Source organism: Streptomyces sp. NPDC002784, from assembly GCF_053592135.1.
In genome coordinates this window covers 195288-220283 of the sequence record NZ_JBSFVD010000004.1, presented here as the reverse complement: position 1 = coordinate 220283, position 24996 = coordinate 195288, and the positions used below count along the sequence as shown (strand labels likewise).

The 24996-nt window shown below is 72.5% G+C and carries 23 protein-coding genes; 9 read left to right on the top strand and 14 right to left on the bottom strand.

What is annotated here, in order from left to right:
* Nucleotides 1-131 precede the first annotated feature (131 nt).
* The 3 genes from ACWD1Z_RS10960 to ACWD1Z_RS10950 form a co-directional block, all read right to left on the bottom strand.
* The gene (locus ACWD1Z_RS10960) at nucleotides 132-608 is read right to left on the bottom strand and encodes an ATP-binding protein (RefSeq protein ID WP_451117495.1); all 477 of its coding nucleotides are present in this window, start codon (nucleotides 606-608) and stop codon (nucleotides 132-134) included.
* A gap of 502 nt (nucleotides 609-1110) precedes the next feature.
* Nucleotides 1111-1974 carry an acyl-CoA dehydrogenase family protein gene (locus tag ACWD1Z_RS10955; RefSeq protein ID WP_451117493.1) on the bottom strand — a complete coding sequence of 288 codons (864 nt, stop codon included), beginning with the start codon at nucleotides 1972-1974 and terminating at the stop codon, nucleotides 1111-1113.
* Between the two features lie 2 nt (nucleotides 1975-1976).
* Complete coding sequence (locus ACWD1Z_RS10950; RefSeq protein ID WP_451117491.1) at nucleotides 1977-3107, bottom strand: acyl-CoA dehydrogenase; 1131 nt, start codon at nucleotides 3105-3107, stop codon at nucleotides 1977-1979.
* A gap of 123 nt (nucleotides 3108-3230) precedes the next feature.
* On the opposite strand from ACWD1Z_RS10950, the gene ACWD1Z_RS10945 reads away from it, so the two are divergent.
* Nucleotides 3231-4739, top strand: a complete 1509-nt coding sequence (locus ACWD1Z_RS10945) for a class I adenylate-forming enzyme family protein (RefSeq protein ID WP_451117490.1) — start codon at nucleotides 3231-3233, stop codon at nucleotides 4737-4739.
* On the opposite strand, the gene ACWD1Z_RS10940 is transcribed toward ACWD1Z_RS10945, so the two are convergent.
* Both ACWD1Z_RS10940 and ACWD1Z_RS10935 read right to left on the bottom strand, forming a co-directional pair.
* Nucleotides 4718-5230 carry an EF-hand domain-containing protein gene (locus ACWD1Z_RS10940; RefSeq protein WP_451117489.1) on the bottom strand — a complete coding sequence of 171 codons (513 nt, stop codon included), beginning with the start codon at nucleotides 5228-5230 and terminating at the stop codon, nucleotides 4718-4720. The genes ACWD1Z_RS10945 and ACWD1Z_RS10940 overlap by 22 nt on opposite strands.
* Before the next feature lie 152 nt (nucleotides 5231-5382).
* Nucleotides 5383-5763 carry an STAS domain-containing protein gene (locus ACWD1Z_RS10935; RefSeq protein ID WP_451117487.1) on the bottom strand — a complete coding sequence of 127 codons (381 nt, stop codon included), beginning with the start codon at nucleotides 5761-5763 and terminating at the stop codon, nucleotides 5383-5385.
* 307 nt (nucleotides 5764-6070) lie between these two features.
* Here ACWD1Z_RS10935 and ACWD1Z_RS10930 point away from each other — a divergent pair, with 307 nt between their 5' ends.
* Both ACWD1Z_RS10930 and ACWD1Z_RS10925 read left to right on the top strand, forming a co-directional pair.
* Complete coding sequence (locus ACWD1Z_RS10930; protein ID WP_451117485.1) at nucleotides 6071-6643, top strand: sigma-70 family RNA polymerase sigma factor; 573 nt, start codon at nucleotides 6071-6073, stop codon at nucleotides 6641-6643.
* Complete coding sequence (locus ACWD1Z_RS10925; RefSeq protein WP_451117483.1) at nucleotides 6640-7932, top strand: maleylpyruvate isomerase N-terminal domain-containing protein; 1293 nt, start codon at nucleotides 6640-6642, stop codon at nucleotides 7930-7932. Before ACWD1Z_RS10930 ends, ACWD1Z_RS10925 begins: the two co-directional genes overlap by 4 nt.
* Before the next feature lie 167 nt (nucleotides 7933-8099).
* Here ACWD1Z_RS10925 and purU read toward each other — a convergent pair whose 3' ends face one another.
* Both purU and ACWD1Z_RS10915 read right to left on the bottom strand, forming a co-directional pair.
* Nucleotides 8100-8981, bottom strand: coding sequence for a formyltetrahydrofolate deformylase (purU, locus tag ACWD1Z_RS10920; protein WP_451117481.1), 882 nt, complete (start codon nucleotides 8979-8981; stop codon nucleotides 8100-8102).
* Between the two features lie 47 nt (nucleotides 8982-9028).
* Complete coding sequence (locus ACWD1Z_RS10915; protein WP_186284491.1) at nucleotides 9029-9529, bottom strand: SCO4402 family protein; 501 nt, start codon at nucleotides 9527-9529, stop codon at nucleotides 9029-9031.
* 117 nt (nucleotides 9530-9646) lie between these two features.
* Between ACWD1Z_RS10915 and ACWD1Z_RS10910 the strand changes: the two genes are divergently transcribed.
* Entirely contained in the window at nucleotides 9647-10954 is a 1308-nt protein-coding gene (locus ACWD1Z_RS10910) for an ABC transporter substrate-binding protein (protein ID WP_451117479.1), read from the top strand.
* A 4-nt stretch (nucleotides 10955-10958) separates the two neighbouring features.
* On the opposite strand, the gene ACWD1Z_RS10905 is transcribed toward ACWD1Z_RS10910, so the two are convergent.
* Nucleotides 10959-12611 carry a hypothetical protein gene (locus ACWD1Z_RS10905; RefSeq protein WP_451117477.1) on the bottom strand — a complete coding sequence of 551 codons (1653 nt, stop codon included), beginning with the start codon at nucleotides 12609-12611 and terminating at the stop codon, nucleotides 10959-10961.
* A gap of 212 nt (nucleotides 12612-12823) precedes the next feature.
* The gene (locus tag ACWD1Z_RS10900; protein ID WP_451117476.1) at nucleotides 12824-14209 is read right to left on the bottom strand and encodes a transcriptional regulator; all 1386 of its coding nucleotides are present in this window, start codon (nucleotides 14207-14209) and stop codon (nucleotides 12824-12826) included.
* A 285-nt stretch (nucleotides 14210-14494) separates the two neighbouring features.
* Between ACWD1Z_RS10900 and ACWD1Z_RS10895 the strand changes: the two genes are divergently transcribed.
* The 3 genes from ACWD1Z_RS10895 to ACWD1Z_RS10885 are packed head-to-tail and all read left to right on the top strand — an operon-like array spanning nucleotide 14495 to nucleotide 17571.
* Nucleotides 14495-15157: a bifunctional DNA primase/polymerase gene (locus ACWD1Z_RS10895; RefSeq protein ID WP_451117474.1), complete on the top strand. Its 663-nt coding sequence runs from the start codon at nucleotides 14495-14497 to the stop codon at nucleotides 15155-15157.
* Nucleotides 15158-15178: 21 nt separating this feature from the next.
* Complete coding sequence (locus tag ACWD1Z_RS10890; RefSeq protein ID WP_451117473.1) at nucleotides 15179-15949, top strand: ABC transporter ATP-binding protein; 771 nt, start codon at nucleotides 15179-15181, stop codon at nucleotides 15947-15949.
* Nucleotides 15946-17571: a transporter gene (locus ACWD1Z_RS10885; protein ID WP_451117471.1), complete on the top strand. Its 1626-nt coding sequence runs from the start codon at nucleotides 15946-15948 to the stop codon at nucleotides 17569-17571. Before ACWD1Z_RS10890 ends, ACWD1Z_RS10885 begins: the two co-directional genes overlap by 4 nt.
* Nucleotides 17572-17708: 137 nt before the next feature.
* On the opposite strand, the gene ACWD1Z_RS10880 is transcribed toward ACWD1Z_RS10885, so the two are convergent.
* Nucleotides 17709-18584: an alpha/beta fold hydrolase gene (locus ACWD1Z_RS10880; RefSeq protein ID WP_451117469.1), complete on the bottom strand. Its 876-nt coding sequence runs from the start codon at nucleotides 18582-18584 to the stop codon at nucleotides 17709-17711.
* A gap of 434 nt (nucleotides 18585-19018) precedes the next feature.
* Nucleotides 19019-19711, bottom strand: a complete 693-nt coding sequence (locus tag ACWD1Z_RS10875) for a metal-dependent transcriptional regulator (protein WP_389418163.1) — start codon at nucleotides 19709-19711, stop codon at nucleotides 19019-19021.
* Nucleotides 19712-19986: 275 nt separating this feature from the next.
* Between ACWD1Z_RS10875 and ACWD1Z_RS10870 the strand changes: the two genes are divergently transcribed.
* Entirely contained in the window at nucleotides 19987-20742 is a 756-nt protein-coding gene (locus tag ACWD1Z_RS10870) for an SIS domain-containing protein (protein WP_451117467.1), read from the top strand.
* Between the two features lie 4 nt (nucleotides 20743-20746).
* On the opposite strand, the gene ACWD1Z_RS10865 is transcribed toward ACWD1Z_RS10870, so the two are convergent.
* The 3 genes from ACWD1Z_RS10865 to ACWD1Z_RS10855 form a co-directional block, all read right to left on the bottom strand.
* Nucleotides 20747-22144, bottom strand: a complete 1398-nt coding sequence (locus tag ACWD1Z_RS10865; RefSeq protein ID WP_451117465.1) for a PAS domain-containing protein — start codon at nucleotides 22142-22144, stop codon at nucleotides 20747-20749.
* A gap of 143 nt (nucleotides 22145-22287) precedes the next feature.
* A complete protein-coding gene (locus ACWD1Z_RS10860; RefSeq protein ID WP_451117463.1) occupies nucleotides 22288-22512 on the bottom strand; it encodes a hypothetical protein in 225 nt (74 codons plus the stop codon).
* Between the two features lie 413 nt (nucleotides 22513-22925).
* Nucleotides 22926-24026: a citrate synthase 2 gene (locus tag ACWD1Z_RS10855; RefSeq protein ID WP_451117462.1), complete on the bottom strand. Its 1101-nt coding sequence runs from the start codon at nucleotides 24024-24026 to the stop codon at nucleotides 22926-22928.
* Between the two features lie 298 nt (nucleotides 24027-24324).
* Between ACWD1Z_RS10855 and pdxH the strand changes: the two genes are divergently transcribed.
* On the top strand, nucleotides 24325-24993 hold the full coding sequence (pdxH, locus tag ACWD1Z_RS10850) for a pyridoxamine 5'-phosphate oxidase (RefSeq protein WP_389418159.1): 669 nt from the start codon (nucleotides 24325-24327) through the stop codon (nucleotides 24991-24993).
* Nucleotides 24994-24996 lie beyond the last annotated feature (3 nt).

The following is a 24996-nucleotide window of genomic DNA, read 5'->3' as shown; positions in this document are numbered from 1 at the left end:
CATGTCCCGGCGCACCGCACCGCGTCCGGCGCAAGGGCCTCCGGCCCGGTCCGCACGGACAGTGCCGCGTCCTCCGCGAGAACTGCGCCGCGCACTCCGCGAACACCCTCACACCGACCGCGGGCGCGCCCTCACACCGCCTCGAAGGCCAGCCCTTCAAACGCTCCGCCGCCATACGCCACCACCGGCTCCCGCCCCTGGGCGCACTGGTCCAGTTCGCACCAGATCCGCTTGCCGGGCCCCTCGGGCATCCAGCCCCAGCGGTCCGCGAGACCGTCGACCAGGGCGAGGCCACGCCCGCCCGTCTCGCCGCCGCCCGCACAACGCGGCACCGGGGCCCGGCCGCTGGCGTCCACCACTTCCAGCCGTACGGTGACCGGCTCGGCGCCGGCCGCCATCCCCGGCAGGAACAGCCGCAGCACGGCCGGACAGCCGGTGTGCACCACGGCGTTGGTGACCAGTTCGGACACGAGCAGGATCAGGGTCTCCGACAGCGACTCGTCGACCCCTATCCCGGATCCGGCGAGCCGCGAGCGGGCCCACCTCCGGGCTCGCCCCACTTCAGCGGGGTCGGGCCGGATCTCCAGCTGCACTTGAAGCACCTGCACCGCTCACACCATCCGAACCGGCGGACTCATAGCCCCGCGCTTCACGAGGGCCACGATCGTAGCCATTTTTTGCATGACCAGAACAATGGCCGGAGCCAGGGTCACGGAACGTGAATCCCTTAAGGGAAAGCATGGTTGACGTACAGTCACCCCAACAAGCGCTTCGGGCATATTCCAGCGCGAAGGAGTACCCGTGCGGGATACTGTGCGACGCTCTTGACGGGGAGTCGAACAGGCGGGGGCGGAAACCGCGCCCGTCCTGCGAGAACCGGCGCGCACCGCCGGATCCGGAGCCGCCTCCAGGGCAACTCCGGCATGGCTCGTGCTCGGAACCACTCGCATCTCACACAAGGTACCGGAGCACGGCGCCGACTCCGGGCCGTGACGAGTCACACCTAGGACACAACCCGATCTCAACGCTCCGTAGTTCCGGTGCGCCACGATCCGCGACACCTCCGGCCACCGCGTCCACGGTTCCGCAGGCGGGCGCCCTTTTCGCTTTTCATGCGAGCAGATCGACGGCCAGCAGTTCCTCACTCTCCGTGCCGCCACCGGCACGCTGGGCCCGCACCCACGCCCGCTTGAGATGCAGATGCACCTCGCATTCCCAGGTGAAGCCCATACCGCCGTGCACCTGGAGGCAGTCGCGGGCGCCGCGTACGGCGGCCTCGTCGGCCAGCAGCCGGGCTGCGGCGATGTCGGCGGGGTCCTCGGTCACGGCGGCCGCGTAGACGGCGGCACGGGCCGTCTCCGCCCGCACCAGCATGTCGGCGCACAGATGCTGCACCGCCTGGAAGGCGCCGACCGGCCGTCCGAACTGTTCCCGGGTCCGGGCGTGTTGCGCGGCGAGTTCGCACGCGCGCGTGGCGGTGCCCAGTTGCTCGGCGGCCGTGAGGAGGACGGCGAGGGGATCCGCCCCCCGCCCGCCGGGCACCCGGTGGAGCGGCGTCAGCGGGTCCACCGACCGCAGGGGTACGGCCTTCGCCGCGTCGCCGAGGACCACGTCCGCCTGCGTCAGCCACTCCACGGTTCCGCCGTCCACGGCCGTCACGACCGTTTCCCCGCCGGCCGCCCCCGGCACCGAGCCCGCCGCGAGATGCGTGGCGACCAACGGCCCCGGCAGCAGCGCCCGCCCCGTCTGTTCGAACGCCAACACCGCCTCGGGCAGCCCGAGTCCGACCCCGCCGTCCGCCTCCGGCACCCGCAGCGCGAAGAACCCCGCCTCCCCCAGCTCCCGCCACAGCGCCCGGTCCAGTACGGGCCCGGCCGCCGCCGCCCGCAGCGCCTCGGCACCGAACCGCCGGTCCAGCAGCTCCCGTACCCCCGCCCGCAAGGCCCGCTGGTCGTCGGTCAGTTGGAAACGCATGCTCATCGCCCCTTCGGCAGCCCCAGGATCCGCTCGGCCACGATGTTCCGCTGGATCTGCGAGGTACCGGCCGCGATGGTGTACGACAGCGACGAGAGCCGGTCGAGGACCCAGGGTTGGTCGAGATCGAGGGCGTCGGGTCCGAGGACGTCGGCGGCGGCGTCGTAGAGCTCCTGGCGGGCGTGCGAGTACCTCAGTTTGAAAACCGAACCCCCGACACCGGGTACCCCGCTCGCCGACGCCTCGCTCACGTTCCACTGCGTCAGCCGCCACAGCGCGCGGAACTCGGCGTTCAGGCGGCCGAGTCTGCGCCGCAGCGCCGGGTCGTCCCAGCGGCCGTTCCCGCGGGCCCGGGCGGCCAGTTCGCGCAGGACGCGGCGGCAGGCCACCACCTCGCCCACGAAGGCCGTGCCGCGCTCGAAGGACAGGGTGACCATCGTGACGCGCCAGCCGTCGTTCTCCGCGCCGACCCGGTGCGCGACCGGCACCCGCACCTCGTCGAGGAAGACCTCGGCGAACTCGGTGGACCCGGCGAGGGTCCGCAGCGGCCGTACGGTCACGCCGGGCGCGTCCATCCGCAGGGCGAGCCAGGTGATGCCCCGGTGCTTGGGCGCCTCGGGGTCGGTGCGCACCAACAGCTCGCACCAGTCGGCGACTTCGGCGTGCGAGGTCCAGATCTTGGACCCGGTGACCACATAGGCGTCGCCGTCGCGCCACGCGCGCGTGCGCAGCGCCGCGAGGTCGGATCCGGCGCCGGGTTCGCTGAAGCCCTGGCACCAGACCTCCGCCCCGCGCAGGATCGGCGGCAGCCAGCGCGCCCGCTGCTCGGGGGTGCCCTCGGCGGCGATGGTGGGGCCCGCGTGGAGCAGCCCGACGAAGTTGGCGCCGACATAGGGGGCGCCCGCGCGCTCGGTCTCCTCCAGGTAGATGAGCCGGGTGGTCGGGGAGGCGTCCCAGTGGACGTCGGCGTACCCGGCGTCGTGGAGCATGCGCTGCCAGCCGAGGTCGTAGGCGCGCCGTCCGGGCCAGTCGGAGGGGGCGGGCGCGGAGGGCAGCTTCGGCAGCACCTCGCCGAGCCACCGCCTCAGGCGCGCCCGGAACTCCTCCTCCTCGGGCGTGTACGTGAGGTCCATGCCGGCGAGCCCCCATCTGACGGTCCGTCAGTTCAGGCTAGCCCCGCACCCCTGGACCGACAAGGCGGTCCGCCCTACGCTCTGTCCACCATCTGACGAGCCGTCAGCAAGGGGGTCGCCGCCGTGACCGACACCGCACTCGACCTGAGTTCCGCCCGGACCCTGTGGGACCTGCTCGCCCGCCGCGCCGCCCGCACCCCGGACCGGCCCGTCCTCCTCCAGGAGGACCGCTCCGTGAGCTTCGGCGAGCTGCACGCGCGGGCCGAGCGGGTGGCGGCGGGCCTGCACGACCTGGGCGTGCGCCCCGGCACGGTCGTCGCCTGGCAACTGCCCACCCGGATCGAGACGGTCCTGCTCTCCCTCGCCCTGGCCCGCCTCGGCGCCGTGCAGTCCCCGGTCATCCCCTTCTACCGGGACCGCGAGGTCGGCTTCGCCCTGCGCGAGTCCAGGGCCGAGTACGTCGCCGTACCGGGCACCTGGCGCGGCTTCGACCACACGGCGATGGCGCGGCGGCTCGGCGCGAAGGGCGTCTTCGAGGCGTACGACCGGCTCCCGGACGGCGATCCCCGGGTGCTGCCCGCCCCGCCCGCCGAGGGCACTTGCGTGCGCTGGATCTACTGGACCTCCGGCACCACCTCCGACCCCAAGGGCGTGCTGCACACCGACCGTTCGCTGATCGCCGGCGGCTCCTGCCTCGCCCACGCCCTGCGCCCGACCGGCACCGACGTCGGCTCGATCGCCTTCCCCTACGCCCATATAGGCGGCCCGGACTACCTGGTGATGCTGCTGCTGTACGGCTTCCCGGCCGTGCTGTTCGAGCAGTTCGCGCTGCCGGACGCGCTGGCGGAGTACCGCCGGCACGGGGTGACGATGGCGGGCGGATCGACGGCGTTCTACTCGATGTTCCTGACCGAGCAGCGCAAACGGCCCGGCGCCAAGGTGGTTCCGACGCTCCGGCTGCTGGCGGGCGGCGGGGCGCCGAAGCCGCCGGAGCTGTATCACGCCGTGGTCCGGGAGATGGGCGTGCAGCTGACCCACGGGTACGGCATGACCGAGGTACCGATGATCACGATGGGCGACCCGGACGACGATCCGGAACTGCTCGCCGGCACGGAGGGGCGCCCGCCCGAGGGGATGGAGATCCGGATCGTGGACGGGGAGGTACGGCTGCGCGGGGAGGCTGTGTGCCGGGGCTATCTCGACCCGGACCAGACCGCGCGCGCCTTCGACGAGGACGGCTTCCTGCGCACCGGCGACCTGGGGCGGCTCACCGGCACCGGGCATCTGGTGCTCACCGGGCGGCTGAAGGACGTGATCATCCGCAAGGGCGAGAACATCTCGGCGCGGGAGATCGAGGAGCTGCTGCACCGGCATCCGGCGGTCGCGGACGCGGCCGTCGTCGGACTGCCGGATCCCGAGCGCGGGGAACGCGTGTGTGCCGTGGTGGAACAGCCGCAGGGGGCCGAGGAGTTGAGCCTCGCGCAGGTGACGGCGTATCTGCGCGCGGAAGGGCTGGCCGTGCACAAGCTGCCGGAGCGACTGGAGGTGGTGGACGCCCTTCCGCGCAACGACACGCTGCGCAAGGTGCTCAAGTACAAGCTCAGGGAGCGCTATTCGGGGACGGTGAAGTAGCGGGCGAAGGCGGTCACGATCTCGGACTCCTCCACCCGGCCGTCGCTGTCCGCGTCGAGGGTGGCCGCCGCGGCCTTCGCGGTGTCCGCGTCCACGCCGAGGGCGGTCAGCACGCGCGCGGTGTCCGCGACGGTGGCCGCTCCGTCGCCGTCCGCGTCGGCCACGGCGAGCGCCGCGTGCAGGAAGGGGCGGGCGATCTCGGCGAATCGGTCGGGGTTGTCGCGCAGCCGCTTGACCGCGCCGTCCACGAACTCGCCCCGGGTGATGCGCTGGTCGCCGTCCCGGTCCGCCATTCCGGCCATGCCCTGCCAGAACGCCTCGGCGCCGCTGTACAGCGCCTGGCCCTTGTCGGACCGGGCCGCCGTGCCGAACTCGGCGAGCAGCGCCTTGGCCGCCCCCATGAAGTCCGCACGGTCGATGTAGCCGTTGCCGTCCTGGTCGAAGGTGGCGAAGCGGGCGGCGATCTTGCCCTCGTACTCGCTGCTGACCATGTCTTTTCGTGCCGCCTTTACGTCACGGGGGGCGTGGGGCCCCGGCCTTCCCAGGGAGCGTACGACGTCAGGGGCCGTCCGGGAGCGGGAAAGCCACGGTTGTGCCAAGACCGGGGGAATTTCGGGACAACGGTGTGGCTGAGCGGGGGGAACTACGCCGACAGGGGTCCCGACTCGTCGGTGGTGGCGGAGTCCACGTCGGGATGGACCTCGAAGAGGCGGCGGACGCCGAGGGCGCCGAGGACGCGGTTGACGTGGGAGCCCTCGACGGCGCCGTGCGCGGGCAGTATCAGGCGCAGCCGGCCCCGGCAGGAGCGGACGAGCCGGCGGGAGGCGATGAGCACGCCGACGCCGCTGGAGTCGCAGAAGAAGACCTCGGACAGATCGAGCACCAGGCTGTGCCGGCCCTCGGCCACTTCGTCGTGCACGCGTTGGCGCAGCGCGGGCGACGTCACCAGATCCAGTTCGCCGGACACCCGCAGGACAGCCCAGCCGTCCTGCTCTCCGCAGGTCACCTTGAACGCCACCGCCATGCCCTTCGCTCGCCGGACCCCCCGCAAACGGAAGTCGTCCCTACGCTTCCATGCAGCGCGGCTGCCCAGCGGCTGTGCCCTGAAACACCGGGCCAGAAACAGAAAGAGAGCGGAAAAGGCTTGTTTCCGCCATCTCCGGTCTTGTTCGATCAGCAGGGGACCGGGTAGGCGACGGTTCACTATCACCCGGGGCCCGTCAGGGGGCGCACATTGCGACAAAGGGGCGTGCGCTGTCAGAGGTGCCGACTACATTCGAGGAGACAGTGGGAGCAGGCTTGACCAGGCACAGGCACGGTGAGGGGGCCGCATGGCGAAGAAGGACGCACCGCCCCGCTGGGACCGCAAGATGCAGCAGCGGCTCGCACGCGGTGAGGCGGCCGCCCTCGGCGAGCTCTACGACCGTTTCGCCTCCCTGGTGCACGGCCTGGCCCACACCGTCCTCGCCGACGAGCGCGGCGCCGACGCCGTGACCCGCGAGGTCTTCACCCACCTCTGGGAGCACCCCGACGCCTACGACCCCAGGCAGGGCCCGTTGCGCTCCTGGGTCGCCACCCTCACCCACCGGCTCGCCGTGCAGCGCCTGCGCGCCACCGAGACCGCGGCGCTGGCCCAGGGCGGCCAGGGCACCACCGAGGAACTGGAGCGCAAGGTGCGGCACGCCTCCGTGGCCGCCCGCGCCGACTACATCGTCCAGGCCATGCCGGTGCCGCTGCGCGCCGCCCTGGAGCTGGCCTACTTCCAGCGCCGCGACTACCGCCAGACCGCCGCCGACCTCGGCGTCACCGAGGACGAGGCCCGCCGCCGGCTCCGCCTGGGACTGCAACTGCTCTCCACCGCCCACGACGCCGGCGCCCCGCCGGGATACGGGGGTGCGGTGTGAACGACCCGGAGCGGTTCGAGCCGTTCGACGAGGGCGAGCCCAAGGACGGGCCGGAGGCGGACGACAGCGGCACCGGCAACGGCCCGGAGCAGCCGCCGCCCCGCATACCGTTCCCCCGCGCCTCCGTGGAGGACACCGGCAGGCCCCTGCCCGACCTCGCCGTGGACCCGGTGCCGCTCGTCCTGGAGCACCGGGTGCTGAAGTCGCTGCTCGGCGCCTGGGCGCTGGCCGCGTGCTCGGCGGAGGAGACGACCGCCGTCGAGGTCCACCTCGGTGACTGCGGCTCCTGCGCCGACGAGGCGCTGCGGCTGCGCGAGGCCGTGGGCCTGCTGCACCCCTCCGAGAGCCTCGACCTGGACCCCGCCCTGCGCACCCGCGTCCTGTCGACCTGCCTGGAGCGCCGCCCGCCGCGCATTCCGGTGCCGGGCTGGGCGGCGGCGTACGACGCGGAGACCGCGCGTCTGGACGCGCTGCTGCAGGACTTCGGGGACGCGGAGTGGCACGCGCCCGTGCGGCTGCGGTGGTTCAGGTCCGACGAGGCGACGACCCGCCGTACGACGGTGGCCGGGGTGATCGCCCATCTGCTGACCGTCGACGGCCTGATCGCCGTCGCCCTCGGCCTCGACGACCCCCTGGGCGACATCCCGGCCGACCGCCCCACCCCGTCCTCCCGCACCGAGGCGTACTGGCGCGCCTCCCACTTCCCGCCCACCCGCTCGGTGCGGGCGCCGTGGCGGGAACAGAGCCACGACCTGGTCCGCACGGTCTCCTTCACCGGCGGCCAGGCAGGCGGAATGCCGGTCTCCTACGGCGACTTCGAGCTGCCCCTGCACGACGCGATGCTGGACCGGGCCTTCGAGTGCTGGGTGCACGCGGAGGACATCGCGGAGGCGGTGGACTACCCGTACGCGGCGCCCTCGGCACGCCATCTGCACGACATGATCGACCTCGCCGCCCGCATGCTGCCCGCCGTGCTGGCCGAACGCCGGCGCGAGGGGCTGGCGGCGCCGTCGCACGGCCGCCACCTGGGCGTGGCCGGCGGCCCCGGCCGGAGCCTCCGGCTGGAGATCGAGGGCTCTGGGGGCGGCGAGTGGCTGATCCCCCTGGACTCCCCGGCGGCCGTGGGCTCCACGGAGTGGGAGGTGGCCCATGTGGCGCTGGACGGCGTGGAGTTCTGCCACCTGGCCGCGGGCCACGTGTCTCCGGCGGAGGCGGCAGCGGGGCAAGTGGGCGACCGCGAGGCGATCAGAGACGTGCTGTTCTCGGTGGCGTCGCTGAGCCGGATGTAGGGGTGGGCGGCGGCTTCGTCGGCGGCTGCGGGTGGGAGGGGGCTGGTCGCGCAGTTCCCCGCGCTCCTAAGAGGTCGGGCCGGTGGACGAACCCTCAGGGGCGCGGGGAACTGCGCGAACGGCCACGACGGGCCCGCAGCCGCCATCGAACAGCCGCTCCCCGCCCTTCAGGCGAAAACGACCGTCCTACGCCCGTTCAACAGAATCCGCCGCTCCGCATGCCACTTCACGGCCCGCGCCAGCGCCTGGCACTCCACATCACGCCCCACCGCCACCAGCTGATCCGGCGTGACACCGTGCCCGACCCGCTCGACCTCCTGCTCGATGATCGGCCCCTCGTCGAGATCGGCCGTCACGTAGTGCGCCGTCGCCCCGATCAGCTTCACACCCCGCGCATGAGCCTGGTGATACGGCTTCGCACCCTTGAAGCTCGGCAGGAAGGAGTGGTGGATGTTGATGATCCGGCCGCTCAACTGCTTGCACAGGTCGTCCGAGAGGACCTGCATGTAGCGGGCGAGCACGACCAGCTCGACGTTCTCCTCGCGCACGATCTCCAGCAGCCGCGCCTCGGCCTGCGACTTCGTGTCCTTCGTCACCGGAATGTGGTGGAAGGGAATGGCGTACGAGCCCACCAGCTCGGCGAAGTCCGTGTGGTTGGAGACCACAGCGGCGATCTCCACCGGCAGCGCCCCGATCCGCGCACGGAAGAGCAGGTCGTTCAGGCAGTGCCCGAACTTGGAGACCATCAGGACGATGCGCATCTTCTCGTCGGCCCGGTTGAGCTGCCAGTCCATCTGGAAGGAGTCACCGATCGCCGCGAAGCTCGCCCGGAGCTTGTCCACGGTCACCGGCGGGTCCGCCGAGAAGTGGACGCGCAGGAAGAACAGACCCGTGTCGTGGTCGCCGAACTGCTGACTGTCCTCGATGTTGCAGCCGGTCATGAAGAGGTAGCTGGACACGGCGTGCACGATGCCCTGCTTGTCGGGGCAGGACAGGGTCAGGACGTACTGGTCGGTGGGGACCGCGGCTCGGCCGGACTGCTCGTTCATGCACCACAGGGTCCCACACCCCGAGCCCGCCGATCACGGTCGTCCCGCTAGGCGGACCTCGTCATGATCCGCAGTACTTCGAGGGTGCGCGGGGGTGCGTCCGGGTCGTCCCCGTCGCTCGCCGCCATCCGTACGTGCGCGTCCCGCGCGGCGCGCACCGCGTCCGGCCACCCCTGGTGCTCCAGGTACGCGGCGACCGGCGCGTCGGGTCCGACCTGGTGCATGATCCGCAGCACCCGCAGCACGGCGGTGTCGACGAGCGCCGCCTCCTGGGAGTCCCGGAAGATCGTGCCGACGTACTTCTCGGCGGACCAGTTGTCCAGCCAGGTGTCCTCGACCAGGCGGTACACGGCGTCGGTGACGTCTCCGTAACCGTCGACGCCGGCCAGCCAGGCGTCGCGCTGGAACACCGGGTCGGAGAGCATGTGCAGCGCGGAGCGCACATTGCTGCGCCAGCGCCACCACGGCATGTCGTTCAGTGGCATGCCGCCCATGGTGGAGGAGCGACGGCCGCGACGGGAAGAGTTCTCCGAACCTTGCACGGTCATCGATCGTACGTTCCCGCCCGGCCGCTGGTCACGGCCCCCCGTAATTCACCGTGATGTCACCTTCCGTCGACCGTGGATCACTTCCGGGTTAGCGGTGTGAGGGAATCGTGCGTGTGCATGACCGGCAGGCGTCGTTTCCGCAGTACGCACCTCCCCGCGCTCACCCGACCCGTCAGAGCCACCGCCGGCAGAGCGGCGGCCCTGGCCGTGTGCGCGTCCCTCGCCGTCGGTTGCGGGGTCATCCCCGGTGTCTCGGGGGGCGCCGGGGACGATCCCATCACCGTCATGACCTGGGCACCGCAGGACACCACCGCCACCAACAAGCCCGGTATGCCCGCGCTGGCGCTGGCGTACGCCCGCTGGATCAACTCCCAGGGCGGCATCAACGGCCGCAAGCTGCGCGTGCTGAACTGCAACGACCACAACGACAGCGTCTCGGCGGCGAAGTGCGCCGAGCGCGCCGTCGACGAGAAGGTGGTCGCCGTCGTCGGCTCCTACAGCCAGCACGGCGACTCCTTCTTCCCCACGCTGGAGAGCGCCGGAATCCCGTACATCGGCGGCTACGGCGTCACCGGCGCCGAGTTCACCAGCCCGCTGTCCTACCCCGTCAACGGCGGCCAGCCCAGTCTCCTGGCCGGTCTCGGCCGGGAGCTCGCCAAGGACTGCGGTCCCGTCGCGCTCGTACGGCCGGACAGCATCGCGGGCGACGAGCTGCCCGCCCTGCTCAACTCGGGCCTCTCCGCGGGCGGCCACGCGGACGCGGGCGACCAGCTGGCGGCGGAGGACGCCACCGAGTACTCGGAGCACTCCAAGAGGGCCCTGGAGTACACCGGCACCGACCCGGCGCGGCCCGGCTGTGTGGTGCCCGCCCTCGGGGACCGCACCAGCACCTTCATGGACTCCTTCCGGCGCGACCGCGAGGACTATCCCGGCGTGCGCACGGCGACCGTGCTGGGCAGCGTCGACCAGACCGTGATCGACGCCTCCGGCGGCAAGTCCGGGCCCTACGAGGGCGCGTACATCACCGGCTGGTACCCCGTCGCCAGCGACCAGCGCTGGGACGAGATGAAGAAGGTGATCAGCGCGCACGCCTTCGGCGACAACCGCATCGACGCCGCGGACGCCGGAGTGCAGACCACCTGGATCGCCTACACCGTGTTCAGGTCCGTCATCGATTCCCTGGGCGGCGGCGAGGTGACCGCCCGCTCGGTCCGCCGGGCCCTGGACAACGGTCTGGAGATCAGCACCGGCGGTCTCACCCCGCCGCTGAACTGGGACTACACCGAGAGCCTCGCCTCGGTGGGCTTCCCGCAGCTGGTCAACGCCGACGTGACCCTTCAGGTCGTACGGGACGGCCGGCTGGTGTCGGCCCGGAAGGGCTTCGTCGATGTGACGAAGACCCTCCAGCAGGCCGACCTCGGCTGAGCGCTCAGAGCTGGGTCGGCTGGCGCTCGGTCAGGCCGTACGACTTGGCGATCGAGTTCCACAGGCCCGCGGCCTTGGCCTTCTCGGCGCTGGCCGTGCCGCTGGCCGTGTTGCCGGCCTGGGTCTGCGGGGTGGACCGGGCCTGCCCCTTCTTGCAGAGGTTGCCCTTGCGCTGCGCGACCTGGTCGGCCCAGGCCGCGTAGTGGTTGTCGGCCGACGCGGACGCCTGCCAGGCCTTGTTGAGGGCGGCGGTCAGCTCGGTGTGCTGCGGCAGCTTGTCCACGGCCAGCGTGGACAGCTTGGTCACCAGGTCGGTGCGCTGCTTGGCCGCGTCCCTGAGGTCCTTGGCCGCCTGGGCGAGGTTGGTGCAGGCCTTCACATCGGCCACCGCGTTGATGACCATGGTCCGGCTGTTGCCGCTGTCGGCCAGCAGCTTGTCCAGCTCCACGGCCTGCTGCCGGACGGGGTCGACGGACGGGGAGGGCGAGGCGGCGGACTCGCTCGCCGGCGCCGCGGCGGCGACGGGCTTGTTGTCGCCGGTGTCGTCCCCGCCGCCACTGGCCAGCAGCGCGCCCGCGCCGATGCCGACGACCGCGATGGCGACGCCGATGGCGGCGAAGAGCGTCACCCGCGAGCCGGTGCGCCCGCCCTGGCGGCGGTCCTCGTCGTCGTGGGTCTCACGCCGCGGGATGAATGCCGGCGGCCGGCCGCCGTGAGGCCCCGGCTGGGGCTGCTGGAACCGCGGCATCTGCTGGGTGGCGGCGGCCGGGGGCTCGCCGCCCGGCTCGCTGCGGAAGAGGCTGTCGAACTCGGCGGGCGGCTGCCGCTCGCCGCCCTCGCCCGCGGGCACGGGCGCGATGTACTGCGTGGCCTCGGCGTCCGGGCTCGGCACGGGATTCGGCACCGGGCCCGCGTTCCGCCGGACCCGGCCGAGCACCTGGGTGCTCTCGGCGGGGGCCTCGGGGGTGATCTCGGGCGGCAGGGCGCCGCCGCCGACCGGCGGGATGTACTGGGTGGCCGCGTCGCCGGCGACCGGCGGTATGTACTGCGTGGGGCCGTCCGCGACGGGCGGGAGGTACTGGGTGGCCCCGTCGTCACCGTAGGGCGCGGGCGCGGCGGGCGGCAGCGCTCCGGCGCCCTGGGGGTCGTAGCCCGGGGAGGGAGTGCCGTAGTCCTGCGCGCGGTAGTCCTGGGTGCCGTAATCCTGGGTGCCGTAGCCCTGCTGGCCGTAGTCCTGCGGGCCGTGGTCCTGTGTGCCGTGGTCCTGTGTGCCGTGGTCCTGTGTGCCGTACGACGGTGCCGGGGCGTTCTCCGGCGGGAGCGGCTGGGAGGCGGCCGGCGGCCGGTCCGGGGTGCCCCAGGCCGCCGCGGGCCGCTCCGGCCCGGCCCACGGCTGGGCGGGATCGGGCGTCCAGCCCTGGCCCGGGGGCGGGGTCGCCGGGGGCTGGTGCTGCTCGGGGCCCCAGGCGCCGTTCCAGGCCTGGCCGCCGGGCGGGGCCGCCGGGGCGGGCGGCGGGGCCGGCTGGGCGTACTGCCGGGGGCCGCCGGGGCCGCCCGTCATGCCCGGGAGCAACGGCTCGCCTCCGTCGGAGGGCAGCACGATGCCTTCGCGCGCGGGTCGCGCCGAGGGCTCCTCGCCCTGTCCACTCTGCGTCACCGGGACTCCTACCAATGGGGGACCTTCGGGATCGTCGGCTCACGCTACCGGGTCCCGAGAGCCGCGTGCCACGCAGCGCAGACCGTGACGCCCGTCCCTGTGACCGCCGTTACAGAGCGGCCCCCCATTCCCTGTCCCCGCCCTCCTCTCCCTTTCCCTTCCCTTTCCCTGCCGCCGTTTCCGCTGTGTTCACGGCAGGGTTTCCGGGCCGTTCACGCAGCCGCCTGAAGCTCCAGCCGGGCGCCGAACTCCCTTACCACGGGCTCCTCCCGGTACGGCTCCAGCCGCTGCTGGAAGTCCTCGAGATAGTCGGCGCCCCGGTTGGACCACAGGGTCTCCAGCAGCTCCACGGCCTTCAGGCCGGTGTGGCAGGCCTGTTCGACCTCGCGCTGCTGGACCTGCGCCGTGGCGAGCAGCACATAGCCGATCGCGCGCCGCCGCGCCTTGCTCTCCGGCAGCCCGGCCAGCGACTCCTGCGCCCGCCGCGCCGCAGCCTCGGCCTGCCCGAGGTCGCGGTGGCAGTGCGCCAACTCGTCGGCCAGATATGCCTCGTCGAAGTGGGCGATCCACACCGGGTCGTCCCCGGCGGCCGGATCCGCCGCCTCCAGCGCGCTCACCGCACGCCCGGACGCCGTCTGCGCCGCCCGTACGTCGCCCAGCAGCGCGTGGCCCCGGGCCTCGGCCGCGTAGAACATCGACTCCGCGCGCGGGGTGACGCGACCGCGTGCCCCCTCCTGCGCCGCCCGTGCCAACTGCGCGATCTCGCGCGGGTTCCCGAGCTGCGCGGCGAGATGGCTCATGGAGGCGGCGAGGACGTAACCGCCGTAGCCGCGGTCCCCGGCCGCCTGGGCGAGCCGCAGGGCCTGGATGTAGTACCGCTGGGCGAGGCCGGGCTGGCCGGTGTCGATCGCCATGTAGCCGGCCAGCTCGGTCAACCGGGCGACCGCGGCGAACAGTTCACGGCCCACGGCCTCCCGGTACGACCCGGCGAGCAGCCCCGAGACGACGCTGTTGAGGTAGTGCACGACGACCGGGCGCACATGCCCGCTGCCGTACTGGTGGTCCAGGTCGACCAGGGCCTGGGTCATCGCCTTCACGGCGGCGACGTCGGACTGCCCCACCCGCGCGCCCGCCGCGCGCGCCACCTGGGAGTCGGGCGCCGAGATCAGCCAGTCCCGGCTGGGTTCGACGAGCGCGGAGGCGGCGACGGACGAGCCGGACAGGAAGTCCCGGCGCCCCACGTCACTGCGCCACAGCTCACACACCTGCTCGATGGCGCCCAGGACGGTCGGCGAGAACTGCAGCCCGACGCCGGAGGCGAGGTTCTTGCCGTTGGCCATGCCGATCTCGTCGATCGTGACCGTACGGCCGAGCTTGCGGCCGAGGGCCTCCGCGATGATCGCCGGAGCGCGTCCGCGCGGCTGCTGGCCGCGCAGCCAGCGGGCCACGGACGTCTTGTCGTAGCGCAGGTCGAGGCCGTGCTCGGCGCCGCACATGTTGACCCGGCGGGCCAGCCCGGCGTTCGAGCAGCCCGCTTCCTGGATGAGCGCCTGCAACCTTTCGTTCGGCTGCCGCGCGACGAGCGGCCTTGCGGCCATGGCGTACCCCCTGTGGCTGCGGTGCCTGCCGAAGCACCGAGTTGACGTGTCTTCGCACCGAAAAGATCCGGCCGGGAAGATCAATGCCCCGCGGACATACCGAAAATGCGAGACATGCGAGGATTGCCGGGGTAAGACCTGTGTCCGACCCCACTCGTGGCTACCCACCTCCCGCCGAGGATCCTCCTGCGCGCCCCCACACATGCATCCATGCGCCCCAGATGCCGAATCGATGCTCCTCCCCCGCGCGCGCTACGCCCGTAACCCGAGGTGGGTGCGGGAGTTGTGATGTGCGTGGAAGAGACGATCGCGGGCACTGAAGCCGCTCAGATTCCGAAGCAGCGCGGGGAATCGCTGCTGGAGACCGCCGTTCGCTACGCCGAGGAGCGCCACTGGGACGTGTTCCCCGGCACCTGGCTGGAAGCCGTCGATGGGATGCAGCGCTGCTCGTGCGGCGACGCCTCGTGCGATGCGCCGGGGGCGCATCCCGCGCGCGCGGACTGGGGGACGCAGGCCACGGGCAGTGCGACGGTCGCCCGCCGGATGTGGTCCAAGCAGCCGCTGGCGTCGATCCTGCTGCCCACCGGGCGCACCTTCGACGCGATCTCGGTGCCGGAGACGGCCGGGTTCCTCGCGTTGGCCCGCATGGAGCGCATGGAGCTCACGCTCGGCCCCGTGACGCTGACGCCGGACCGCCGGATGCACTTCTTCGTGCTGCCGGGGGCCGGGGTGAAGGTCCCCGACCTGGTGCGCAAGCTCGGCTGGTCGCCGTCCTCGCTCGATCTCCTCGCACTCGGCGAGGGCAGCTGGGTGGCCGCTCCGCCGACCCGCTTCGGTTCCCGGGGCGCCGTCCAGTGGGCCTGCCGCCCCACCCCCGCCAACCGCTGGCTGCCGGACGCCGAGGAGTTGATCTCCCCGCTCGCCTACGCGTGCGGACGGGACCGCTAGCCCTGCCCGTAGGGTTCGGGCATGACGTCAGCTGTGGTCGTGCGGGGGCTCTGGAAGCGGTTCGGGCAGCAAGTCGCCGTCGCGGGGATCGATCTGGAGCTGCCCGCCGGGAAGTTCATCGGCCTGGTCGGGCCCAATGGGGCCGGCAAGACCACCACGCTCTCCATGGTGACCGGCCTGTTGCGGCCCGATCAGGGGTCCGTAGAAGTCGTCGGGCACGACGTGTGGCGGGATCCGGTCCAGGTGAAGGCACGGATCGGGGTGCTGCCCGAGGGGCTGCGACTGTTCGAACGGCTGTCGGGGCGCGAACTGCTCGCCTACACCGGCCGGTTGCGCGGTCTGCCCGGCGCCGAGGTCGACAAGCGGGCCACGCAGCTCCTCGACGTGCTGGACCTGGCCGGCGCCCAGCACAAGCTCGTCGTCGACTACTCGACCGGCATGCGCAAGAAGATCGGGCTCGCCGCCGCTCTCCTCCACAACCCCGAAGTGCTCTTCCTGGACGAGCCGTTCGAGGGGGTCGACCCGGTCTCCGCGCAGATCATCCGGGGCGTCCTGGAGCGGTACACCGCCTCCGGCGCCACCGTCGTCTTCTCCTCCCACGTCATGGAGCTCGTCGAGTCGCTGTGCGACTGGGTGGCCGTCATGGCGGCCGGCCGCATCCGGGCGCACGGCACCCTCGCCGAGGTCCGCGGGGACGCGCCCTCCCTCCAGCGGGCGTTCCTGGAGCTGGTCGGCGCCCAGGGCCGCGATGCCGGGTCCGACCTCGACTGGCTGGGCGGCGGGGCCCGATGAGCGCGCCCACGACCGCGCCGGCCGCCCCGGCCGCCTCCGTCACCTCCGTCACCTCCGTCTTCGTACGGCTGAAGCTGTCGCTGCTGCGCAACGGGCTGCGCCAGTCCAGCGGCCGGCGCGCCGCCTACGTCGCCTCGGTCGTCGTCACGCTGCTGTTCGCCGCGTTGCAGCTGATCGGCCTGATCGCGCTGCGCGGCCACGCGCACGCCGCGTCCCTGGTCGTCCTGCTGGTGGCGGTGCTGGCGCTCGGCTGGGCGGTGATGCCGCTGTTCTTCCCCGGCGGCGACGAGACCCTCGATCCGACCCGCCTGGTCATGCTCCCGCTGCGCCCCCGCGCCCTGGTGCGCGCCCTCCTCGCGGCCTCCCTGGTCGGCATCGGCCCGCTGTTCACCCTCTGCCTGCTGACCGGTTCGGTGATCGCGGTCGCGCACGGCCCCCTGGCGTACGGGGTGGGCGTCGTCGGAGTCGTCCTGGCGCTGCTGGTGTGCGTGGCCCTCGCGCGGGCCGTGGCCGCCGCCAACATCCGCCTGCTGACCAGCCGCAAGGGCCGGGATCTGGCGGTCCTGAGCGGTCTGGTCATCGCGGTCGGCGCACAGGTCGTCAACTTCGGCGCGCAGCGGCTCGGTTCCTCGGGGCTCGGGGAGCTGGACCCGGCGGCCGACGTGGTGCGCTGGCTCCCGCCGGCGTCGGCGATCGGCGCGGTGGACGCGGCGAGCGAGGGTTCCTGGGGTGTCGCGCTGCTGCAACTGGGCCTGGCGGCCGGGGCGCTGGCGGCCCTGATCGCCGTATGGTCCCGGCATCTGACCCGCCTGATGACCGAACCGGACGGCTCGACCCTGCAAGCGGCCACCGAGACGGCCGTACGGGAGTCCACGGGCCTCGCCCGGCTGCTGCCCGCCGGGCGCACCGGCACGGTCATGGGGCGCGGCCTGCGGTACATGTGGCGGGATCCGAAGACCAAGGCGGCCTGGGTGACCTCGCTGGCCATCGGCCTGATCGTGCCGGTGTTCAACGCCGTGCAGGGCACCGGCTCGATCTACTTCGCCTGCTTCGCGGCCGGGATGCTCGGGATCCTGATGTACAACCAGTTCGGGCAGGACACCTCGGCGTTCTGGATGGTCGCGTTGACGATCTCGTCCCCGCGGGACGCCTACGTCGAACTCCGCGCGCGTGCGTACGCGCTGCTGCTGATCACCCTGCCGTACGCCACGCTGGTGACCGTCCTGACGGCCGCCCTGCTGGGCGACTGGTCCCGGCTGCCCGAGGCGCTGGGCCTGTCCTTCGCGCTGCTCGGCGCGATGCTGGCGACCGGCGCCTGGACCTCGGCCCGCTTCCCGTACTCGATTCCGCAGGAGGGCTACAAGAACGTGGCCCCCGGGCAGGTGGGGCTGGCCTGGATCTCGATCTTCGGCGGAATGGTCGCGGCGGCGCTGCTCTGCGCGCCCTTCATCGCCCTGACGATCTGGCTGAACGTATCGGCGAACGGCGAGAACTGGACCTGGCTGCTGCTGCCGGTCGGAGCGGCGTACGGGGCGGGCATCACGCTCCTGGGCCTACGCCTGGCGGCCCCGCAGACAGCGGCAAGACTCCCGGAAATCCTGACGGCGGTGAGCAAGGGCTGAGGGGGAGAACAACTCCCCCAGGGACACGGGGAACTCGGGGCAAGGACAACTCCCCCAGGGGCGCGGGGAACTGCGCGACAAGCCCCCACCGCCCCGCAGCCGCGAGACGATCCGGACCACCCCTGCGAGCGCGCCCCTCAAACCGCCCGTACCGCGTCCAAGAACGGCTCGATCGCGCCCCGCCAAGCCTCCGGCTGGTCGTAATGGACGAGGTGCCCGGCATCCGCCACTTCCGCGTACTCGCCCCGCGGCAGCACCCGGACCATCTCCTGCGCCTCGGCCCGCCCCAGCTCCCCGTCCAGCCCGCGCACGACCAGCGCCGGGCACTGGACCTGCGCCAGTTCCTCCCAGTGCGCGTCGTACACCCAGGTCTCCCGGGACTTCAGCATCTGCTCGGGCTCGAACACCGGCCGCCAGCCGTCCTCGCCCTCCTGCATGACCTCGGCGTAGAACTCCCCGCGCGCGGGATTGGGCCGCTCCACCCAGGGATCGTCCTCGCCGAACCACTTGCGTACGTCGGCCAGCGTCGCGAAGGGCAGCGGCCATGACCTGAACCAGTCGGCCCACTCCCGCTGCGAGGCCGCGCCGAGCGCGGAGGCCCGCATGTCGCAGATGATCACGCCCGACACCAGGTCGGGCCGTTTCGCGGCGAGCTGCCAGGCCGTCAGCGCCCCCATCGCGTGCCCGATCAGGACGGCCGGCGCGAGGCCGAGCTGCTCCAGGGCGGCCTCGGCGTCCTCCACGTATGCCTCGCGGGTGAACGCGGCCTGCGCCGGCTTGTCGCTGCGGCCGTGCCCCCGCTGGTCCAGGGCGACCGCGCGGTGCCGCTCGGAGAGCCAACGGGCCGTGGCCGCCCAGTGCGAGGCCCGGCCCATCAGCCCGTGCAGTAACAGCACGCCGTGCCCCGGCTCGCCCTCCGCGGACGCCGGCCGGTCGTGCTTGGGTGGGTCGCCGAACTCCCAGGCCGCGAGGCGTACCCCGTCCGTCCCGGTCACGTCGAAACGCCGCGCCATAGGTCTGGCACCCCCCTAGCTCCGCCTGTCGTGCCGTTGCGTCGGTGTCACCCGGAGATTATCGAACCTCTATTCGAAAATGCGGTCTCGGCGGACAACACCCCTCGTTCGAGTGACCACCCTCAGGGATTGACCGCCGCAGCCGAGGGGAGATCTTCAACGGGAGGCGGACCGCTCGGGGAAACCGGTCCGAGGGGAACGACCCTGGGAGCTCGGGGCTCCGGGTCGACACAGGGGAGGACAGGCCCCGGCGCCGCGAGGCGCCGGGGCCCTCCACACGTCTGCGGCGCATTCTCCGCCCCCTCAGGTCATATGCCCCTCGCGACAGCCTTGCACGCGAAGCGCCGGAGCGCTGCGATTCGGCGGACTGAATCTCGGAAACGACGAGATCGCGTCGTTCGCCTCAACTTCCCCCGTGGTCCCGGCAGTTACGGTCAGCGCTTGGCGACGAACACATGCGAGGCGACGTCCGCCGCCAGCTCGGCCGCCTCGCCGCCGCTGCCCACCAGCACGCCACCCGGGGACTCGGTCACGCTCACCACCGAGCCGGGCTGCACGCCCGCCCGGCGCAGCGTGTACATCAGCTGCGCGTCCGTCTGGATCGGCTCGCCGATCCGGCGCACCACGACGGTCTTGCCCTCCAGGCCCGGGTCCAGCTCGGCCAGCGAGACCATGCCCTCGTCGAGGAAGGGGTCGGCGCCGTCCTTCTCGCCTAGCTCCTCCAGACCGGGGATCGGGTTGCCGTAGGGCGACTCGGTGGGGTGCCGGAGCAGCTCCAGCACGCGGCGCTCCACGGCCTCGCTCATCACGTGCTCCCAGCGGCAGGCCTCGGCGTGCACCTGCTCCCACTCCAGGCCGATCACGTCGACGAGCAGACACTCGGCCAGGCGGTGCTTGCGCATCACGCGGGTGGCGAGCCGGCGCCCCTCGTCCGTCAGCTCCAGATGGCGGTCGGAGGCGACGGACACCAGTCCGTCCCGCTCCATCCGCGCCACCGTCTGGCTGACGGTCGGCCCGCTCTGGTCGAGCCGCTCGGCGATCCGGGCACGCATGGGGACCACACCTTCCTCCTCCAGCTCGAGGATGGTGCGGAGATACATCTCCGTGGTGTCGATCAGTCCGGACATACGTGCCCCTTGATGAGATCTGCCGGAAGCGCGACAGCTTCGCGGCGCGTGCGCTGGCCCTGGCCCTGGCCTCAATTCTGACGCATAGCGCTGACAACCGTGCCGCGCCGTTGAAACCAGGGGGTTTCGCGCTCCCGGCCGGGGGTGCGAGGCGGTCCCCGCCGGGCGCCTGGGACCGCCGTACCGCCGTATTGACACCGCAGTGGTCCAGACCGCACGGTGATCCGCGACACAGATCACCACCACCGCACTTCGCAGGCAAAGGGGCCCCGCGCATGAGCGACCGCAAGCTGGCCGGCCAGTTCTTCGACGCCGCGATCGGGCTGCTCCAGCGGGTCCGCGACGAGGAGGCCGGCACCATCGAGGCGGCCGGCACGCTGCTCGCCGACACGGTCGCCGACGGCGGGCGGCTGTTCGCGTTCGGCGCCGGACACTCCTCGCTCGCCGCGCAGGACGTCGTCTACCGCGCGGGCGGGCTCGCCCTGATGAATCTGCTGGCCGTGCCGGGGGTGGTGGGCGTGGACGTGATGCCCGCCACGCTGGGGTCCGCGCTGGAGCGGGTCGACGGGCTGGCCGCCGCCGTGCTGGACACCTCGCCGCTGCGCGCGGGGGACGCCCTGGTGATCGTCTCGCTGTCCGGGCGCAACGCGCTGCCGGTGGAGATGGCCATGAACGCCCGCGCGCTGGGCGTGAAGGTCATCGGCGTGACATCCGTGGCGTACGCGTCCGAGACCACGTCACGGCACGTGTCCGGGACGTATCTGAAGGACCACTGCGATCTCGTCCTCGACTCCAAGATCGCCGTCGGGGACGCCGAGCTGACCCTGGACACCGTGCCGGCGTCGTTCGCGCCCGCGTCCACGGTCGTCACCACGGCCCTGCTCCAGGCCGTCATGGCCACCGCGGCCGGCGCCCTGGCCGAGCGGGGCATCGAGCCGCCGCTGCTGCGCTCGGGCAACGTGGACGGCGGGCACGAGTGGAACGGACGGGTGCTGGCGGAGTACGGCGACCGGATCTTCTACCGGCGATGAGCCCTCACAGGGCGTTCGCCAGGTCCAGGGCCGTCGCGATACGGGCCGCCACGTCCTCCGCGTAGGCCGCGTCGGAACGCTCGAAGGGGGTCCGGCCGCCGCCCCGCAGGAACGTCACCACGCCCAGCGTGCGGCCCCGGCTGCGCAGGACCGCGCACAGGGCGTGCACCGCGTCCGGCGGCCACTGGCGGGCCTCCGCCCAGGCGCGGGCCTGTTCCGGCGGTACGGTGCCGACGCTGGCCCGGACCGATCCGGCGCGCGCCACGCACTGCAGCGCCGGGTGGCCCTCCGTGTAGCGCACGGGCAGACCGGCGGCGCCGGAGGGCAGGCTCGGGCCCGGTGCGCCGGAAGGCGTGGCCGCGGATCTGACCAGGCGGACCGGACCGGCCGAGTCGGCGTCGCTCAGGGTGCCGCCCGCGATCCGGTCGACCAGGGCGTGGTCGGCGAACCCGGCGAGCGCGAAGTCGAGGTGGACGGTGGCCGCCTCCGCGGGGTCCTCGCACTCGGCAGCGGCCCGCGCGGCCCGGTGCATCTGGTTGGAGCGGAACCGCAGCTGCGCCGCCTCCTGCTCGCCCTGCTTGGCCTCGGTGACGTCCTGGAAGAGCCAGCCCACACCGAGCGGCACCGGCTCCTCGGCCAGCGGCGAGGCCAGCCGTACGAAGCCGCAGCGCCAGCAGCGCCGCTGCTCGCCGTCGGGGGTGCGCACACTCACCCAGATCTCCGCCGGGGCCGGAGGCGCGCCTTCCGCGAGGACGTGGGTGAGGGCGCTCTCCAGTTCCTCGACGCCCCGGGCGAGCAGCTCGCCGAGCGGGCGGCCCAGGACGGACGTACGCCCGATGCCCAGCGCGCGGGCGGCGTGCGCGTTGACGACGGCGGGGCGCAGGTCGGCGTCGACGAGGACGACGCCCCAGCTCGCGTCCTCGAACAGGGCCTCGCTGAGCGCGATGGACCGCTCCAGGTCGATCTGCGCGTGCACCTCGCTGAAGGCGCAGTAGACGCCCGCGGGCTTGCCGTCGGGTCCGCGGACGGCCGCGGACTGGGTGCGCACGAGGACCCGGCCGCCGTCCTTGGTGAGCAGCGCGAACTCGTTCACCTGCCGTCCGGGGGCGTCCATGGCGGACATCAGCCGCCCCTCGACCTCCTCGGCGTCCGCGCTGCGCACGGCCCAGCCGGCGAAGCCCTGCCGCCCGACCGCCTCGGCGGCGGTCCAGCCGAGGATCCGCTCGGCCTCGCGGTTCCAGTGCGTGACGACGCCGTCGGCGTCGAAGGCGCACAGCGCCGCGTCCATCCCGTCCAGCAGCGCGGCGAGCAGATCGGAGCCGCCGGAGCCCTCGGGACCGGTCCCCTCGGGTTCGTCCGGCCCCAGCTCGTCGGTGGTCCCACTACGCCGGGAAGCACTCACCTGGACCCCCTGCCAAGCCGCGTCCGCACGCGTACGGTGCGGACGTTCGCCCACTAACAATCATTCAACTCGAACGTGACGCAGCACACACCGGGTTCCCACAAGATTGAGAGAATCGTTGTACGCCGGAAACGTCGTACCACTCACGGCTCAAGCCGCAGCGTGAGCCACACCTCGCTCTCGTCCTCGGGCGCCACATACCGCTCCACCTCGACGAACCCCCGCCCCTCGGCGAACCGCAGCCCGTCGGTGTCGGCGGCTGGTACGACGGTCTCGATGCCCCGGGCACCCAGCCCGCGCGCGCAAGACAGTGCTCGTGCAGCGCCATGCCGAATCCGCGCCGACGGTACGACATGAAGATCATTCACACGAGCCGTCTCCCCGCACCACACGCCCCTCAATCTCGATGCCCGGAAGATTCACCGCAATCTGCGGCTCCTTCAGCGGGGCGACGGATACGGCTACAGCGTCCGCCTTGAAGCAGCCCGGTCACCTTCCCGAAAAATCGGTTGAACGCTCCCCGGCCGCTTCCTAGGGTGATGTCCATCGCTGAAAGGAGGTGATCCGGTACATGTATGAATCCCGGGCGCGCGAGGTGACTGCGGGCTAGTAGTCCGCCGTCGTACTCAGTTCGGCGCCGGACCAGCGGGTGCGAGATACCCGCAGCCGGCCAATCCAACGCAGTCACCCGACCCGCGAGCTCGCCGGTGCGTCCGGCCGGCTTCTCCGCCTGATGGTGGAGGAACCGAGCTCGCGGGTCGTCTGCGTTGGCGGCCCCGTCTCAGGGGGTGATGTCGGCGTAGCCATCGACCTGTCGGGGATCGCGCGAGCCCGGGCCGACGTACCGTGCGGACGGCCGGACCAGGCGGCCGGTGCGCTTCTGCTCCAGGATGTGCGCCGACCATCCGGCGGTGCGCGCGCAGGTGAACATCGACGTGAACATGTGGGCCGGCACCTCGGCGAAGTCGAGGACGATCGCCGCCCAGAACTCCACGTTCGTGGCCAGCACCCGGTCGGGACGCCGGGCGTGCAGCTCGGCCAGCGCCGCCTTCTCCAGCGCCTCGGCCACCTCGAAGCGCGGCGCACCCAGCTCCCGGGCCGTACGCCGCAGCACGCGCGCGCGGGGGTCCTCGGCGCGGTAGACGCGGTGCCCGAAGCCCATGAGCCGCTCGCCCCGGTCGAGGGCCTGCCTCACGTACGCCTCGGCGTCCCCGGTCCGCTCGATCTCCTCGATCATGTACAGCACGCGCGAGGGCGCACCGCCGTGCAGCGGCCCGGACATCGCCCCTACGGCGCCGGAGAGCGCGGCGGCGACATCCGCGCCGGTGGAGGCGATCACGCGGGCGGTGAAGGTGGAGGCGTTCATGCCGTGCTCGGCGGCGGAGGTCCAGTACGCGTCGACGGCGGCGACGTGCTTGGGGTCCGGCTCGCCCCGCCAGCGGATCATGAACCGCTCGACGACGGACTGCGCCTTGTCGATCTCGCGCTGCGGCACCATCGGCAGGCCCTGCCCGCGGGCGGACTGGGCGACGTAGGACAGGGCCATGACGGCGGCCCTGGCGAGGTCCTCACGGGCCTGGTCGGCATCGATGTCGAGCAGCGGCTTCAGGCCCCACACGGGCGCCAGCATGGCGAGCGCGGACTGGACGTCGACGCGGATGTCGCCGGAGTGCACCGGGATCGGGAACGGCTCGGCGGGCGGCAGGCCGGGGTTGAAGGCCCCGTCGACGAGCAGGCCCCAGACGTTGCCGAAGGAGACCTGGCCGACGAGGTCCTCGATGTCGACGCCCCGGTACCTGAGTGCGCCGCCCTCCTTGTCGGGTTCGGCGATCTCCGTCTCGAACGCGACGACTCCTTCGAGTCCGGGTACGAAGTCGGACATCAGGCGGCTCCCTCGTGATGTGTGGGACAGATGGTGTTGTGGGGGTGATGGTGCGGACCGTGTTCTGGTGCGGCAGGGACGGCTGCGCGCCCGGTGGATCCGCGGTCGTGGCTCGAAGGACTCGCGGTCCTGGGCGGTACCCCAGTGATGCCCCGTGCGACTGGCGGTCACCCAACCGAACGGCATCAGAACGATATCCCCGAGTGCCACCTTTGGGGAGGGCTTGCGGCACTGAGTGCCACGCAGTGATGAAGGACACCGTGCCGAACGCGCCGCGCGTATACGGCAAGATGACCGCGTGACCGACCGAGACGCCGTACCGCCGGACCCCGCCGTGATGCGCCAGCAGTACCGGGCCGCGGGCCTCGCCGAGCACGAGCTGGCCGCGACCCCGGTGGAACAGTTCGCGCGGTGGTTCAAGCAGGCCGCGAGCGAGGCTCATCTGTTCGAGCCGAACGCCATGGTCGTCTCGACCGCGGACGCCGAGGGCCGACCCAGCTCCCGCACGGTGCTGCTGAAGCAGTTCGACGAGCAGGGCTTCGTCTTCTACACCAACTACGACTCCCGCAAGGCCCGTGACCTGGCGGAGAACCCGTACGTCTCGCTGCTGTTCCCCTGGCATCCGATGGCCCGTCAGGTCATCGTCCAGGGCATCGCGCGGCGCACCGGGCGGGACGAGACGGCCGCGTACTTCCGTACCCGCCCGCACGGCTCCCAGCTCGGCGCGTGGGCCAGCGAGCAGTCCACGGTCATCACGACGCGGGCCGACCTGGACGCCTCGTACGCGGAGCTGGCCGCCCGCTACCCGGAGGGCGAGCAGGTGCCCGTGCCGCCGAACTGGGGCGGTTTCCGGGTGGCGCCGCAGTCGGTGGAGTTCTGGCAGGGCCGCGAGAACCGGCTGCACGACCGGCTGCGGTACGTGATCCGGCCGGACGGCGGCTGGCGGGTGGAGCGGCTCAGTCCCTGAGCG